Here is a 14,861-nt window from a genome sequence, read left to right on the forward strand (position 1 = left end):
CCGCACGAACCGTCACGAAAGGGTGTACGTGGTAGCCACGACCCGACAGACCACTGATTCACCAGCTCCCGAGGACCCGAACGGAGCCGTCGCCCCGACTGCACGCCGGGCGCCGGCGAAGAAAGTGGCTGCGAAGAAGGCTCCCGCCAAGAAGGCGGCGCCAGCAAAGAAGGCTCCAGCAAAGAAAGCACCTGCCAAGGCGACTGACGCCAAGGCCACCTCGCCTGCCGAACCCGGCGATATCGATCCCGATGCCGAGCCAGCTGATATCGAAGACATCAGCGAGCTCGACGTCCCCGAAGGCGATCTTGCAGCCGTCGAGTCCGACGTGGTCGAGGTCGTCGCCGTCGGTGCCGAGGTAGAAGAGGACGGCGCGGTCGATGAACCGACCAGTGCCGACAAGGCGTCTGGCGACTTCGTCTGGGACGAAGAAGAGTCCGAAGCCCTGCGGCAGGCCCGCAAGGACGCCGAACTCACTGCTTCGGCCGACTCGGTCCGTGCCTACCTCAAGCAGATCGGCAAGGTTGCCCTCCTCAACGCCGAAGAGGAGGTCGAGCTCGCCAAGCGCATCGAGGCCGGGCTGTACGCCACCGAGAAGATGCGCGAGCTGGCCGACAAGGGCGAGAAGCTGCCCGTTGCCCAGCGTCGCGATCTCAACTGGATCTGCCGCGACGGTAACCGCGCCAAGAACCACCTGCTCGAAGCCAACCTTCGCCTCGTCGTGTCGCTCGCCAAGCGCTACACCGGCCGCGGCATGGCGTTCCTGGACCTCATCCAGGAAGGCAACCTCGGTCTGATCCGCGCGGTCGAGAAGTTCGACTACACCAAGGGCTACAAGTTCTCGACGTACGCCACCTGGTGGATCCGGCAGGCCATCACCCGCGCGATGGCCGACCAGGCCCGCACCATCCGTATTCCGGTGCACATGGTCGAGGTCATCAACAAGCTCGGCCGTATCCAGCGCGAACTTCTTCAGGACCTGGGTCGCGAGCCCACTCCCGAAGAGCTCGCCAAGGAAATGGACATCACGCCGGAGAAGGTGCTGGAGATCCAGCAGTACGCGCGTGAGCCCATCTCGCTCGACCAGACCATCGGCGACGAAGGCGACAGCCAGCTCGGCGACTTCATCGAAGACTCCGAAGCGGTCGTTGCCGTCGACGCTGTCTCGTTCACCCTGCTGCAGGATCAGTTGCAATCCGTCCTGGAGACGCTGAGCGAGCGCGAAGCCGGTGTCGTCCGGCTGCGCTTCGGCCTCACCGACGGCCAGCCACGCACCCTCGACGAAATCGGTCAGGTCTACGGCGTCACGCGTGAGCGGATCCGTCAGATCGAATCGAAGACCATGAGCAAGCTGCGCCACCCGTCGCGGTCGCAGGTTCTTCGCGACTACCTGGACTGACACCAGTCGTGAGTCTTTTTGGAGTCCAGAGACTCCAAAAAGACTCACGAGTGTCAGCCGAACAGCGGCAGCGCGCGTTTGCGTGCCAAGGCGTCCATGCCGGACTGAATACTGTCCTGCACTTCGTGGTACTTGGCTTCGATGTACTGATCGTCTTTGACGCGCTCGGGATCGTGATCGGCTTCGACGGGCGGCATGAAGCGAGTCCGGATCTTCGCGGGCAATGGGAACTGCGGCAGTGCGGCGGGCGCTATACCCCACGGCAGCGAGACCGCGATCGGGAAGACCTTCAACCGAAACAGCTTGTCCAGTTTGAGTATTCGAGATAGTCGGTCACCGCGGATCAGCACAGGCATGGCGTCGGCGCCCCCGACGGTCGCGATCGGCACGATCGACACGCCTGCGCGAATCGCCATCTTCACGAATCCCGTCCGCCCAGCGAGGACGGCGCGATCGCGCTCGGTCCACGGCCGCAACGAGTCGACTTCGCCACCGGGCCACAACGCCACGTCTCGGCCTTCGGCGAGAGCAGTCGCGATGGAATCGGGCGCCGCCGGAAGCACTCCCATCGAACGGAAGTAGTTCCCGATCAGCGGGATCGCCATGAGCGCGTCGTGTGCAGTGCCGTGCAGCGGCCGCTCTTCGCCGAACCGGCGCCACCACTGCACGCCGACGGTCCATGCGTCCCAGACGAACGGCGCGCCGGAATGGATGCCCACAAGCAGGGCAGGTGGCTCGGGAATGTTTTCCCAGCCGTCTATCTCCATGCGGAACCAGTAGTCGATCAACGCATTCCAGACGTATTTCTGCCGCTGCATCGTTGCCTGGTCCGGTCCGCGAAGGTCCCATTTCCCTGCTCGAGCGGTGATCCACCCGGCGACACCGTCGGACTGCTCGTCCCTTTTCCGGTCCATGGTCGCGCGGGCTTCTTCGGCGTGGATTTGCGCCTGCTCTATCAGGTCTGTCGACCTTTTGTCGTCATTGGTCATCTCGAAGGCGTACCCGTAATTCCGCTGTTCAAGCGGGACAGGCCGGTCGGTAAGCGGGTTGGTCGCCTATCGACAGTGATACAAACTCCTACATGGCTGAGCGTGTGACGTTCGAAAGCTCCACCGGACCGCGACTTGCGGGAATCATCGATCGCCCGACAGGCGAGATCCGTGGTTGGGGTGTGTTCTCGCACGGATTCACGCTCGGCAAGGACTCCCCCGCATCGGCGCGCATCTGTAAGCAGTTGGCCGCCGACGGAATCGGGATGCTGCGCTTCGATGCTCTCGGCCTCGCCGATTCCGAGGGTGACTGGGGCGACGGTTCGTTCACAGTCAAAGTCGACGACGTGGTCCGGGCCTGCGAATTCATGGCCGAGCGCGGTACGCCTGCCGACATCCTCATCGGCCACTCGTTCGGCGGCGCGGCAGTGATCGCCGCGGCACGCCAATCACCCGGCGTGCGCGCGGTCGTCACCGTCTGCGCACCGGTCGACCCGTCGCATGCCGAGAAGCAGTACGACGCCGTCGTCGACCGAGTTCTTGCCGAAGGCAGCGCCGAATGGCTGGTCGGCGGACGGAAGCTCACGCTCAAAAAGGCATTCGTCGAAGACGTCCGCAACGCGCGACTGGAGGAGAAGATCCGGGGTCTGAAACTGCCCTTGCTGATCCTGCACTCCCCGACCGACAACACGGTCGGCATCGCGAACGCAAGCGCGATCTTCCAGACCGCACGCCACCCGCGTAGCTTCGTCTCGCTCGAAGGCTCCGAACACTTCCTCACCCGCCCCGGTCAAGCGCAGCGGGCAGGCCGCATCATCGGCGCGTGGGCCGATGCCTATCTCGGCTCGAACCGCGCGTGAGCCGACCCCCACCCTCGTGAGTCTTTTTGGAGTCCCTGGACTCCAAAAAGACTCACGAGGGGGTTAGTCGCCGAAGTGGTCGTGCAGCCACGCGCCGATGTCGGCGGCGGCCAGACTCGCCCCGCTCGGTTCGCCTGAACGAAGCGGTCCGCCGAAATGCGTTCCCGGTAGCCGGGCGAAGGTCTTGTCGTCGGCTCCCAGAGCGTCGGTCATCGCGGAAGCGTCCTCGGGGAAACATGCTTGATCACCGGACAATTCGACGAACAGCGTGGGCACCGTGACGTGTGGAGCGCAGCGGACGAAGTCGGCGTTCGTGGACAGTCCGGACCACGTAGACAACCACGCGTCGGGAGTCGAGAAGCGCGCGAAGCCGACGAGACCGTAATTGGTCAGGTCCGGGCGCCGGCCGAACAGGGACCCATATGGTCGGTCGTTCGGGCTCAGCGACAAGTCGGTGAACCTGAGATCGGCGTCGGTGCGGTAGACGGTCAGCACCCTTGGAGCGAGAGCCGCACGGCGGTCGGCTGGGTCGCCGGTGGCCTTGAAGCGCCGACGTGCCGTGTCGGCTTCCGCGACGCGCTCGAGAGCGACCGCATCGAGGCGAGCTATCCGGTCCCGTTGGGCCGCACGGTATTTGTCGACGAACTCGGGCGAGTAGGTCGAACTGCCGGGTGGTTCGGCGAAGCCGTTCTCGGCGGAAAAGGGGTTCAGCTCGGGGTCTACGGCGAGCGGATCGGTTTCGTCGATCACCGACGGGTCGATCAGCCGCATGAGCAGCGCCCCTTGGCCCGGATGCGGTGCCATGAAGATGGCGCCGTCGGGCAGCGGCAGGTCGGCGCCTGCGAGGTCCACCGGGCGACCGGCTGGAGTTGCGGCGACGCGCTCGGAAGGCGGCAGGCCGGCTTGTTCGTGGTAGAACGCGAACAACGTTCCGCCACCGGAGTGCCCGAGGGTGACGACGTTGGCGAACCTGCGGTCACGCAGAAACCGTTGCCCAGCAGCAGCATCCAGCAGCGCCTGCTCGTGCACGAGCGCCACGTCGTTGTTCACCGACCGGGTGCCTTGCGTCCACACCGCGAAGCCGCGAGCAAGCAATTCAGGGACCAGAACGTGGTGGGTCAGGTCCTGCCGCGGGTGCATCAACGTGACGACCGTGGTGGCGTGCGGAACCACGCGCAGGACGCCCGACACCTTCGCGCCGTCGTGAGTGGTCAGTTCGTGCACCGCCGTGACCGTGTTGGCCGGCGCCTGCGCGGCCTCGATGTAGCGGCCCGCGCCCAGCCGTTGCTGGGTCTTGATCTGCACGGTCCGAGTCATCGTGGCTCGATCCGCATTGCGTCCTTGTCCCACTGAGTGATTCGCGACTGCTCCAGGCCTGCCACGCAGCTGTACCAAACCGCGTGGCGGCATCCGGTTGCCCGGCGATCTATTGCGATGGCGGTGTCGGACGCGATCCGAAAGTACGGACCGATGCGGTCGATCGTGACCGCACCGTCGCGGCTCGCCACGTCGACAACGGGAGTGTTCTCTGGGACATCGAGGATGAACAGGGTGGTCATCGGCTGGTCAACTCCCATGCAGCAGCACGCTCGACGATCAGTTCCGCCTTGCGGGTCAGCAGCGCCGCCATGCTCGGGTTTGGTCCGCTAACGACGTCGACGAGCGCGTCGATGGTCAGATTCGCGTCGAGGTCTTCTTGCGGCGTGACCGGCCGCAACGCGCGGGTGATCTCGATCATGTAGCCGTTGGGGTCGTGCGTGTAGATGGATTCGATTGTCTCGTGCTGGATCTGCATTTCCACCGGCCACTGGCTGCCGTCGAGCCGACGCCGGTACTCGAGCAGGTCGGCCTCGTTGTCGACGTGAATCGCGAGGTGGCGAGACCGGATGAACCAGATCGGGATGTGCTCGTCGAATTTCGCGTAGACGTCGCCCTGGGGTCCGCCGTCGAACGGTTCGAGGCCGAAGTAGTAGAAGAACGCGAGCCGGTCGTCGTTGCCGATGTCGAAGAAGAAGTGGATGAAGTCCGGATGCTTGTCCGGACCCCACCCTGCCGCGCAAATCGAATGCACGACAGGGAAACCCAGCACGTCGCGATAGAACTTGACGGTCGCCGCCGGGTCGAATGTGGGAAATGCGGCGTGGTCGACACCACGGACCAGATGCTTCATCGTGTGCACCCCTTCTATGCGGGAACGGTCGCGAGATCGGCGCGAAGCAGACCGCCTGCGTCCGGAATCGCAACGGGCAGGCCGAGGCTGCGCAACAAGCTGTAGGCACCCGCGGTGGCGGCAGACAGGACCGGAATACCGAATTCCTGCTCGGCGGCATCGATGAGATCCAGCGACGGCATCTGTACGCATGCCGAAATCACAAGGGCGTCAACGCCGTCCAAGTTCAGTGACCGTGCAGCGGCCAGGACTCGATCGCCGGGGATGCAGCCGACCTCGGCGTTGTCGGCGACTTCCAGCGCTCGCCAGTCGACCACCGTGAAGCCCTCGGCCTCGAGGTATTCGACGACCTTCTCGGCGAGCGGACGCAAGTAGGGCGTCACGAGTGCGATCCGCTTCGCGTCGAGCGCATGCAGCCCTTCGACGAGCGCGCCCGCGCTGGACCTGATCAGTGCAGGTGAGCCGCCTGCCGCCAATTGCTCGGCCACAGCGCTTTCGACCCGTTGGTGCTCACCGGGTCCACCGACCATCAGCGCCACCAGGCACGCATAAAGGATCACTTCCGGCGCCGCATCCGCGATCTCCATGACGCAACGCTCCCGCTGTGCGTTCATCGCGGCGAGTTGCTCCGGAGACACCGTGTGCATCCGCATCCGGGTCGAGTGGAACGAGAACTGTGACACGCCATGGCGAGACAGCAGAGCAGGCAGCTCGGTCTCGACGGTGACGTTCGAACTCGGCACGACGAGGCCGATGCGATGTATGCCCATCCGGCACCCCTTCCAGTTGTTTACGTCTACGACAATTATTCGACGTTAACGAAAGTAAGTCAAGGATCGAGAGCTCCGGTGACCCTGTTCACATTGCCTATTGACATGTCTTCACTGGCGTCAAATACTTGACGCATACGTAAGCAGCAAACCTTGAGGAGAATCACGGCCATGGGATATGTGATCGGTGTGGACGTCGGTGGCACGTTCACCGATGCAGTACTCGACGACGATGCCGGAACGATCTTCGCGGCGAAGGCCCCGTCGACACCGCCGGACTATTCGCAAGGAGTGCTCGACGTTCTCGATGCCCTTGCAGCGCAGCTGGGTATGCCAATCGAGGAGATGCTCGCCAAGACGCATCACATCGCGCACGGCACGACGTCATCGCTGAACGCGCTCGTTACAGGCAACGTTCCGCCGGTCGGGTTCCTCACGACCAAGGGGCATCGAGACTCGATCTACATCATGAACGTCGAAGGCCGATACCTCGGACGCTCGCCCGCTGAGCTGCAGAATGTGCTGGGGCAGGCCAAGTCCCACGGGCTTGTGCCGAAGAAGCACGCGCTCGAGATCACCGAACGCCTCGACCGCGACGGCAAGGTCGTCGTTGCGCTGGACGAGGATGCGGCACGCGACGCCATCAAAACCCTCCTTGCCGACGGCCTCCGAGCGATCGCAGTGTCGCTGCTCTGGTCGTTCCGCAATCCCGCTCACGAGCAGCGCATCCGCGAGCTGGTCCACGAGATCGATCCGACCGTCTTCGTGTCGTTGTCCAGCGAGGTCAGCCCGCGGATCCGCGAGTTCGCCCGTAACGCAACAACAATCATGAGCACGCAGATCGGACCGGGTCTGCGCGACTATCTCGGCAACCTCGAATCGAAGCTCCGTGACCGCAAGCTCGCTGGGCCACTGCTGGTCATGCAGAGCAACGGTGGCGCCGTCGCCGCGGCCGAGGCGCCGCGCAACGCCATCAGCACAGTCGGCTCGGTTCTCACCGGCGGCGTCGTCGGCGCGGTGTCACTGGGCAAGCAACTCGGCCACAAGAACATCATCGCCACCGACGTCGGCGGCACGACCTTCCTCGTCGGACTCGTCGTCGACGGCGAACCGGTCCGGGCCAGCAGCACGATCATCAACCATCACCCGATCAACGTCCCGACCCTGAAGGTGCACGCCATCGGGTCCGGCGGTGGCGCAATCGCATGGCTCGACGCAGGCGGCAACCTGCAGGTCGGTCCGCACAGCGCGCAAGCTGTCCCCGGTCCTGCCTGTTACGGCCAAGGTGGCGTCGAACCGACCAACGCCGATGCGAACCTGGTCTTGGGCATCCTGCCCGAACGCGGCCTGCTCGGTGGCCGCAAGCCGCTGGACAAGGCGCTCGCTCGCGAGGCGATCCGTACCAAAATTGCCGAGCCGCTGGACCTTTCGGTCGAGGATGCCGCGGCGGCGATCTACGCCGTCCAGAACGCGCAAACCGGCGACCTCCTCCGCAAGACCGTCGTCGAGGCTGGGCACGATCCGCGCGAATTCGTGCTCTACGCATTCGGCGGTGCGGGCCCAGCGCACTGTGCCGCGTACGCCGCAGAAGTCGGTGTCCGCGAGGTGATCGTCCCGCTCGGCCAGGTCGCCTCCGCGTTCTCCGCGTACGGGCTGGCAGCGTCGAACATCGTTCTCGCAGCGGAGATGTCGGACCCGGCACCCATGCCCATGGACCCGCTCCGCGCGGAGCGCAACTTCGACCGGCTCGAGTCCCAGGTCCGCGAACAGCTCGACCGGCAGGGCCTGAACTACTCGAGCGTCGAGATCGAACGCGAAATCGACATGCGTTTCGCCATGCAACTCGCCGAGGTGGCGACGCCCATTCCGGGTGGCACGTTGGACTCCGGCGCCATCGCGCTGGCATCCGATCTGTTCGAAGAGCGTTACGCCGAGTTGTACGGCGCCGGAAGCGGTTTCCGGGAAGCCGGGATTCAGGCGATCACGTTCCGCGTCCGCGCCACCGGCGTGTTGCCCTTCTCCCCCGCACTTCCCGACCTGAAATCGGCCGATTCCCCCGACGCTCGGTCGGCGCGGATCGGCAGCCGCAAGGTCTGCCTCGACGGCAAACGCGGGTATGTCGACACCGACGTCTACGACTACAGCTTGCTGCGCGCCGGGCACGTCCTCGCAGGTCCGGCCATCGTCGAGGTTCCCACCACGACAGTCGTCGTCCCACACGACACCACCGGCACCGTCGACCGTCTCGGCAACCTCAACATCGTCGCCAAGTAGGAGCACAGTAATGACCATGGCCATCCCCGGCTCGGAAATCTTCTCGAGCCGACCCGTCGACCCGGACGTGCTGACACGGTCGCTGCCGCCGTCACTTCCGGTGCACACCGTCACGCAGGAACAGATCGACAACATCGACCCCCTCACGTACGAGGTTGTGCGGCACCGGCTCTGGTCGGTCACCGAAGAAATGGGCGAGGCGCTCAAGCGCATGTCCGGCTCACCGATCGTGACCGACGCTAACGACTTCGACTTCGCCATCAGCGACGAGGTCGGTCAGGAAGTCCAGGTCGGGCTGTACAACACCATGCTCGTCGGTGCTGTCGACCTCGCGATCTACTGGACGCTGCAACATCGTGCGACCAACCCCGGCATCGCCGAGGGCGACATGTTCTTGTGCAACGACCCGTGGGTCGGTGGCGGTCTGCACCAGAGCGACGTGATCGTCTACCAGCCGATCTTCCACGAGGGCAAGCTCTTTGCGTGGACGAGCGCGATCTGCCACGAACCCGACCTCGGCGGCGTCGGCCTGGGCTCCTTCTCCCCCGCGGCCCAAGACGTCTTCTCCGAATCACTTCCGACACCACCCATCAAAGTGGTACGCGACAACGTCTTACAGTCCGATGTCGCCGACGCCTGGGTGCGCCGTTCACGAGTACCGATGCTCGTCGGGCTGGACCTGCGCGCCAAGATCGGCGCAAACACTGTGGGCCGGAACCGCATCCACGCCGTCATCGAGCAGTACGGCGCCGACACCGTGAAAGCGGTAATGAAGCGCATGATGTCGGACGCCGAAGGGCGCCTGCGCGGCAAGCTCACCAGCTTGCCCAACGGCACGTGGAAAGCGACCGGCTACCAAGACCAGTCGCACACCGGTGACCGCGGACTGCACAAGATCACCGTTGCCATGACCAAGCGCGACGACCATCTCGTCTTCGACTTCACCGGGACCGACAAGCAGGTCGGCGTCATCAACTGCACCTACGCAGGCATGCGCGGCGGTGTGATGCTCGCGCTGCTGCCGATCCTGGCCGGCGACATCCCTTGGTCCGCGGGCGGATTGATGCGCTGCTTCGACCTCATCTCCGAGGAAGGCACGATCAACAACGCCACCTATCCGGCCGCCGTCAGCCGCGGACCGATCGGTCCCGCGTGGCTGACGGGAACCCTTATCGCCGAGTGCCTCTCGCAGATGCTGGACCGGTCCGTCGACCTGGGCCGCAGCGTCCAAGCCGCGTGTTGCGGAACCTGGGACACGGCCGTCATCGCCGGTCTCGACGAACGTCCCGAACAGCCAGTACCGTTCCTGAACATCTTGATGGAACCGATGGCAGGCGGCTACGGCGCGCGTCCGGCCGCCGACGGCATGGATACGGGCGGCTTGTTCTGTATCCCGATGGGCCGCGTTCCCGACACCGAAATGACCGAGTTCCTCTATCCCGTGCTCACGCTGTGGCGGCGCGAGGAACCCGACTCCGGCGGTCCGGGCAGGCAGCGCGGCGGCGTCAGCGCGTCCATCGCGATCACGCCCTACGGCACCAGCCTGCCGATGGGACTTGTCCTCGCCTCGGCCGGAAAGGCCGTGGCGCAGAACAACGGACTGTCCGGCGGCTACCCCGGCAACACCGGCGTCGACATTCTGGCCCGCGGTAGTGGCGTCAACGAACAGTTCGCGAACGGCACGATTCCCGGCAGCCTCGCCGAGCTGGACGGTCACAGCGAGCTCGGCGCCTGCTACGCCGAAAGTTACATCGCCCCAGGCGAAGTGCTGTACATGCATTGGCAAGGCGGTGGCGGCTACGGCGATCCGTTACTGCGCGATCCGGAGGCCGTGGCGGTCGACGTCCGCGAGGGCAAAGTCACAGCCGGTGCGGCCGAGTCGGTCTACGGCGTGGTTCTGGGCGACGACGACGCCACCACCCGGCTGCGGACCTCGATGCGTGACGAACGCAGGGACCGCTCGTCCGGCTACGAGGCTGACGCCCCGACAATGGATCTGACGTCCGCCAGGCGCCTCGACGACAACCTCGCCGAGCTGACCATCGGCGATACCCACGTCATCGCGTGCGCACACTGCGGCCGACTGCTGGGCGACGACAAGAACGACACCGAATTGCACCTCGCACGGTTCGAAGGTCCGTCGAGCCTCGCAGGTCCGCAGGTGACGTCCGATCCGACCGAGTACGTCGACGCTCCGGTGGTATTCCGCCAGCTGTCGTGCCCGGGCTGCTGGACCGCCTTCTACTCCAGCATCGTCCCTGCCGATCATCCCGACCATGCCCTCGACCTCGCCCGGTTGCTCCCCGCGGCGCCGGCGAGCTGACGACAAGGAATGGAAGTGACAGTCTCCGACTGGCGCGGGCGCCTCGTGCGCTACCCAGCTGAACGCGCACACGCCTACCGCACCAGCGGAGCCTGGAGCACCGAGACCACCGGACGGCGGCTCCACGGCGTCGCCGTCCGGTTTCCAGATCGCCTCGCCGTCATCACGGCGGACGCGACGATCACGTACGCGGAACTGGACCGGCGCACCGACCAGATCGCTGCCGGTTTGGCAGCGCTAGGGCTGCGTCCCAAAGACCCGGTGATCTTTCAACTGACCAATCGGCTGGAGACCGTGCTCGCTTGGTACGGCGCGATCAAGGCCGGACTGATTCCGGTCGCCACGCTGGCCGCCCACCGCCGCCACGAAATCGGTTACATCAGCACCAAACTCGGCGCTGTCGGGCACATCGTGGAGGCCGGACTGCCCTTCGACCTCGTCGATTTCGCTCTCGAGCACGCCGTGGGTCACCCGACGATCCGACACATCATCGCCGTCGGCGACACCGATGCGGTCACCCGATTCGACACACTCGGCGCCGACGTATCTCCCTCCGCTGCAAGGGAGTTGGTCGAGCAGATCGAGCGCGACACCGATCCCGAAGACGTCGTCGCGTTTCAGCTCTCCGGTGGCACGACGGGCGTCCCCAAAGTGATTCCCCGCCTCCATGCCGAGTACTGGAACAACGCCGAGTTCTACGCGAAGAGGCTGGGGTGGGACGAGCACACCCGTGTTGCGCACTTGATTCCGATCATCCACAACGCCGGGATCACGTGCGGAGTCCATGCGGCCCATTCCGTCGGTGCCTGTCTGGTACTCGCCACGGCCGACGCACGGAATGCGTTCCAACTCATGGCAACTGCCAAAGCGACCGCTGTGCTGCTCGGGCACGGCCACTATCAAGCGGTCCGGTTTCCCGCGTTCGACGCAACGCGGCCGCACCTGCGGCAGGTCGTGCTGTCGGGCGCGAAGGTCGACGCCGAACTCTTCGACCGCGTGCAGACCGGCGGTGTATGGGCAGGGCAGTTGTTCGGAATGTCGGAGGGGATGTTCCTTGCAACGCCGCTGGACGCGCCGGCCGCGGCACGTCGTGCGACCGTCGGGACTCCGATCTGCGCCCAGGACGAAATCCGGATCCTCGAACCGGGCAGCGAAACCGAAGTCGGTGACGACACGGTCGGCGAGCTGTGCTGTCGAGGTCCGTACACGATCGTCGGGTATTTCGATGCGCCCGAACATAATCGGACCGCGTTCACCTCGGACGGCTTCTACCGCACCGGCGATCTGGCGAAGATCACCGTGATCGACGGCAAGCGTTACGTGTCCATCGAAGGCAGGATCAAAGACCTCATCAACCGCGGCGGCGAAAAGATCAACGCCGAGGAAGTCGAGCTGCTCCTCGCCGAAATTGCCGGCGTCACCGATGTGGCAGTGGTCGCCATGCCCGATCCACGTTTGGGCGAAAAGACCTGCGCCTACATCGTTTCGGCGACAGGCGTACCGCTGGGCCTCGACGCCGTCCAGCACCATCTCGCCGAACTCGGCGTCGCGAAATTCAAATGGCCGGAACGAATCGAATGGGTCGACGCCCTGCCACGCAGCAACGTCGGCAAAGTCGACAAAAAGCGCTTGCGTGCGGAAGTCGCCGCGAAGCTCGATGCCGAACGTTCCGCAAGCGAAAGTGAACACTATGCGACTCGATAGCGTCGCGGTCCTCGGCGGCGGCCCAGGGGGGCTGTACGTCGCACGACTGCTCAAGTTGCGTCATCCCGACGCCGACGTGGTTGTCCACGAACAGGGAAACCCCGACAAGACCTTTGGTTTCGGGGTCGGATTGGCTTCGCGCACACAGCGCAACCTGCACGACGCCGACCCTGCGTCGCTAGCCGCGATCGTCGACGTCGCCTACCCACACGACATGTCCATGCAGGTCGGCGACCAGGTCGCCCGGCTCGCGCAGCGGAACCTGCTCGCCATCGCTCGGACCCAGTTACTTGCTGTGCTCCAAGCGCAAGCCCAGGACGCAGGCGTGCGGTTGGAGTTCGGCACCCGACGCGATATCGCAGGTCTGACAGCAGATCTCGTCGTCGCCGCCGACGGGGTCAGTAGTGCGACCCGGAACGCGCTCGCCGACGATCTCGGCGTCACAGTCGAGACCGGCGCTGGGCTGTATCTCTGGTGTGGGACCGAATTCGCCTTGCCCAGTGCGATTTTCGTTCCCGCGACGACCGAGCACGGAACGTTCGTCGCCCACGCGTACCCGTACGCGCCGGATCGCAGCACCTTCTTGATCGAGACGGACGAAACAACCTGGCGTAAAGCAGGATTCGATCAAACCACCGACCGGACCGCGCCCACCGAGAACGACGAGGCAGCACTGCGCTACCTCGAGAAGGCGTTCGAAGGACCGCTGCACGGGCACAGCTTGGTCGGCAACCGCACGCGGTGGACGCAATTCCGGACAGTGAGGTGCGACGCCTGGCACCGCGGAAATGTCGTACTGCTGGGCGATGCCGCGCACACCGCGCACTATTCGATCGGCTCCGGGACAAAACTCGCGATGGAGGACGCGATTGCACTCGACGTCGCCATCGACGAATCCGCTGATTTGGCAACGGCGCTCGCCACCTACGAGGCGCGACGTCGACCTGCGGTGACGCACCTGCAGCAGATAGCCCACCGCAGCGAGCTGTGGTGGGAGTCGTTCCCATATCGGCTGGATCTCCCGGTCGAGCAACTGATGCTGGCCTACATGACGCGAGCGGGAAAGGTCGATATCGGTCGCTACGCCCACTCGGCGCCGCGCCTTGCTCGCGAAGGACTCGCGGCGTACGCCGGTGTCGGTTATGACGACGTCCCCGACACCGACCTCACCGACTGGGTACTCGGTCGCCCGCTCACGCGCGACGGCGTCACCTTGAGCACTCGGATCGCCGACGACACCCTCGCAACGGCGGCGACCACGGCGGTTGTCCAGGTGGATCTGGACTCCGCATGGGGTGCGGATGCGGACAAGGTGGTCGACAATCCCCCAGCGGCGAAAACGTTGTGGCTCACCGGGTCACCGGACCGGTCCGCGCTGCTCACGAGGCTCGACGTCGCCGAACGGTTGAGCTGGCAGACCGACGCACTCATCGTCGTGGAGGGACCGCGCGACCACGTCGGCGACCTCGCTGCCGGACTTGCGAGTGGACGGACCCACCTCGTTGCTTTTTGTGAACGAGGGTCGGCATGACTCGTGCCGCCCGTGCGGGCCGATATCCTTCCGCCATGCCCGCAGAGTCAGCGCCCGAACGCGCGTCGAGCAGTACCCGTCGCGACCTCGTCGAGAAGCAGATCATGGCGCACGCCACCGCGTTATTCGCCGAGAAGGGTTTCGCGGGCACCAGCCTGCAGGACATTGCCGACGCCATGGGGCTCACTCGCCCCGCGCTCTATCACTACGTCGCCAACAAGGATGAGGTGCTGGCAAGACTCGTCACCGAGATCACGGAAGAACCGGCGGTGATTCTGGCGTCGATCAACAAGCGCACCGATCTCGGACCGATCGACAAGCTGCATGCCATGGCCGAGGCGATCGCACTCCTGCAGGCCGCCGCTCCCGATCGCTTCAGACTGATCATTCGTTCGGAAGCAGAACTACCCGAACATCTTTCGAAGACCTACGATCAGAGCCGCCGACGGGTCCTCAAAGAGTTCATCGCCGTCATCCGCGCGGGCATCGACGCTGGACTGTTTCGTCCCGTCGATCCCCGGGTCGCGTCGCTCGGCATCATCGGCATGCTGAACTGGATGGCCTGGTGGTATCAACCCGAGTCCGAGGCACACGCGAAGTCGGTCGCGAACCAACTGGCAGACATGGCAATCCAGTCGGTGCTCCAGCCTGGCGACACCGCGAAGTTCGTCGATGGACCGGCCCGCGCGATCAGCCTGCTTCGTCAGAATCTCGACTACCTCGAACAGCAGCTCGGCGAGACCGGGCGCGACTGACACAGTTTGCGCGCCTTCGGCGACTGTGCGCGCGTCTCACCCTCCCCGGGGTAAAAATCGCACACAGTTCTGGTTGAGCCCACCAG

Annotated in this window: 12 protein-coding genes; 7 read left to right on the top strand and 5 right to left on the bottom strand. The window is 64.9% G+C overall.

Annotated elements, in window-relative coordinates; all coding sequences use genetic code 11:
* The first annotated feature begins 28 nt into the window (after positions 1-28).
* Complete coding sequence (locus FGL95_RS03360) at positions 29-1,399, top strand: RNA polymerase sigma factor (RefSeq protein WP_169584752.1); 1,371 nt, start codon at positions 29-31, stop codon at positions 1,397-1,399.
* Positions 1,400-1,452: 53 nt separating this feature from the next.
* Here FGL95_RS03360 and FGL95_RS03365 read toward each other — a convergent pair whose 3' ends face one another.
* Positions 1,453-2,388, bottom strand: a complete 936-nt coding sequence (locus FGL95_RS03365) for a lysophospholipid acyltransferase family protein (protein WP_169584754.1) — start codon at positions 2,386-2,388, stop codon at positions 1,453-1,455.
* Between the two features lie 92 nt (positions 2,389-2,480).
* Between FGL95_RS03365 and FGL95_RS03370 the strand changes: the two genes are divergently transcribed.
* Entirely contained in the window at positions 2,481-3,248 is a 768-nt protein-coding gene (locus tag FGL95_RS03370; protein ID WP_169584756.1) for an alpha/beta hydrolase family protein, read from the top strand.
* Positions 3,249-3,311: 63 nt separating this feature from the next.
* On the opposite strand, the gene FGL95_RS03375 is transcribed toward FGL95_RS03370, so the two are convergent.
* The 4 genes from FGL95_RS03375 to FGL95_RS03390 are packed head-to-tail and all read right to left on the bottom strand — an operon-like array spanning position 3,312 to position 6,188.
* Positions 3,312-4,565, bottom strand: a complete 1,254-nt coding sequence (locus FGL95_RS03375) for an alpha/beta hydrolase (protein WP_169584758.1) — start codon at positions 4,563-4,565, stop codon at positions 3,312-3,314.
* Positions 4,562-4,807, bottom strand: a complete 246-nt coding sequence (locus FGL95_RS03380; protein ID WP_169584760.1) for a hypothetical protein — start codon at positions 4,805-4,807, stop codon at positions 4,562-4,564. Before FGL95_RS03380 ends, FGL95_RS03375 begins: the two co-directional genes overlap by 4 nt.
* Positions 4,804-5,418, bottom strand: a complete 615-nt coding sequence (locus FGL95_RS03385; protein ID WP_206071401.1) for a VOC family protein — start codon at positions 5,416-5,418, stop codon at positions 4,804-4,806. The genes FGL95_RS03380 and FGL95_RS03385 overlap by 4 nt, the downstream gene beginning before the upstream one ends.
* A 14-nt stretch (positions 5,419-5,432) precedes the next feature.
* Positions 5,433-6,188, bottom strand: coding sequence for a maleate cis-trans isomerase family protein (locus tag FGL95_RS03390; protein WP_169584763.1), 756 nt, complete (start codon positions 6,186-6,188; stop codon positions 5,433-5,435).
* Positions 6,189-6,359: 171 nt separating this feature from the next.
* Here FGL95_RS03390 and FGL95_RS03395 point away from each other — a divergent pair, with 171 nt between their 5' ends.
* Genes FGL95_RS03395 through FGL95_RS03415 form a run of 5 tightly spaced genes read left to right on the top strand, consistent with a single transcriptional unit; the run spans position 6,360 to position 14,775 of the window.
* Positions 6,360-8,462: a hydantoinase/oxoprolinase family protein gene (locus tag FGL95_RS03395; RefSeq protein ID WP_169584765.1), complete on the top strand. Its 2,103-nt coding sequence runs from the start codon at positions 6,360-6,362 to the stop codon at positions 8,460-8,462.
* Positions 8,463-8,472: 10 nt separating this feature from the next.
* A complete protein-coding gene (locus FGL95_RS03400) occupies positions 8,473-10,785 on the top strand; it encodes a hydantoinase B/oxoprolinase family protein (protein ID WP_169584766.1) in 2,313 nt (770 codons plus the stop codon).
* A 15-nt stretch (positions 10,786-10,800) separates the two neighbouring features.
* Complete coding sequence (locus FGL95_RS03405) at positions 10,801-12,489, top strand: AMP-binding protein (protein WP_169584768.1); 1,689 nt, start codon at positions 10,801-10,803, stop codon at positions 12,487-12,489.
* Positions 12,476-14,020 (top strand): FAD-dependent monooxygenase, encoded by a 1,545-nt coding sequence (locus FGL95_RS03410; RefSeq protein WP_169584770.1) that lies wholly within the window; start codon positions 12,476-12,478, stop codon positions 14,018-14,020. The genes FGL95_RS03405 and FGL95_RS03410 overlap by 14 nt, the downstream gene beginning before the upstream one ends.
* 35 nt (positions 14,021-14,055) lie before the next feature.
* The gene (locus FGL95_RS03415) at positions 14,056-14,775 is read left to right on the top strand and encodes a TetR/AcrR family transcriptional regulator (RefSeq protein WP_240962646.1); all 720 of its coding nucleotides are present in this window, start codon (positions 14,056-14,058) and stop codon (positions 14,773-14,775) included.
* The last annotated feature ends 86 nt before the right edge of the window (positions 14,776-14,861 follow it).

The sequence above is a fragment of the Antrihabitans stalactiti genome, from assembly GCF_012932915.1.
GTDB classification, from domain to species: Bacteria; Actinomycetota; Actinomycetes; order Mycobacteriales; family Mycobacteriaceae; genus Antrihabitans; species Antrihabitans stalactiti.

Bases quoted from the DNA above. Each gene is read 5' to 3' on its own strand.
- FGL95_RS03365 (WP_169584754.1), bottom strand. From the start codon at position 2,388: ATGACCAATGACGACAAAAGGTCGACAGACCTGATAGAGCAGGCGCAA.
- FGL95_RS03370 (WP_169584756.1), top strand. From the start codon at position 2,481: ATGGCTGAGCGTGTGACGTTCGAAAGCTCCACCGGACCGCGACTTGCG.
- FGL95_RS03375 (WP_169584758.1), bottom strand. From the start codon at position 4,565: ATGACTCGGACCGTGCAGATCAAGACCCAGCAACGGCTGGGCGCGGGC.
- FGL95_RS03380 (WP_169584760.1), bottom strand. From the start codon at position 4,807: ATGACCACCCTGTTCATCCTCGATGTCCCAGAGAACACTCCCGTTGTC.
- FGL95_RS03385 (WP_206071401.1), bottom strand. From the start codon at position 5,418: ATGAAGCATCTGGTCCGTGGTGTCGACCACGCCGCATTTCCCACATTC.
- FGL95_RS03390 (WP_169584763.1), bottom strand. From the start codon at position 6,188: ATGGGCATACATCGCATCGGCCTCGTCGTGCCGAGTTCGAACGTCACC.
- FGL95_RS03395 (WP_169584765.1), top strand. From the start codon at position 6,360: ATGGGATATGTGATCGGTGTGGACGTCGGTGGCACGTTCACCGATGCA.
- FGL95_RS03400 (WP_169584766.1), top strand. From the start codon at position 8,473: ATGACCATGGCCATCCCCGGCTCGGAAATCTTCTCGAGCCGACCCGTC.
- FGL95_RS03410 (WP_169584770.1), top strand. From the start codon at position 12,476: ATGCGACTCGATAGCGTCGCGGTCCTCGGCGGCGGCCCAGGGGGGCTG.
- FGL95_RS03415 (WP_240962646.1), top strand. From the start codon at position 14,056: ATGCCCGCAGAGTCAGCGCCCGAACGCGCGTCGAGCAGTACCCGTCGC.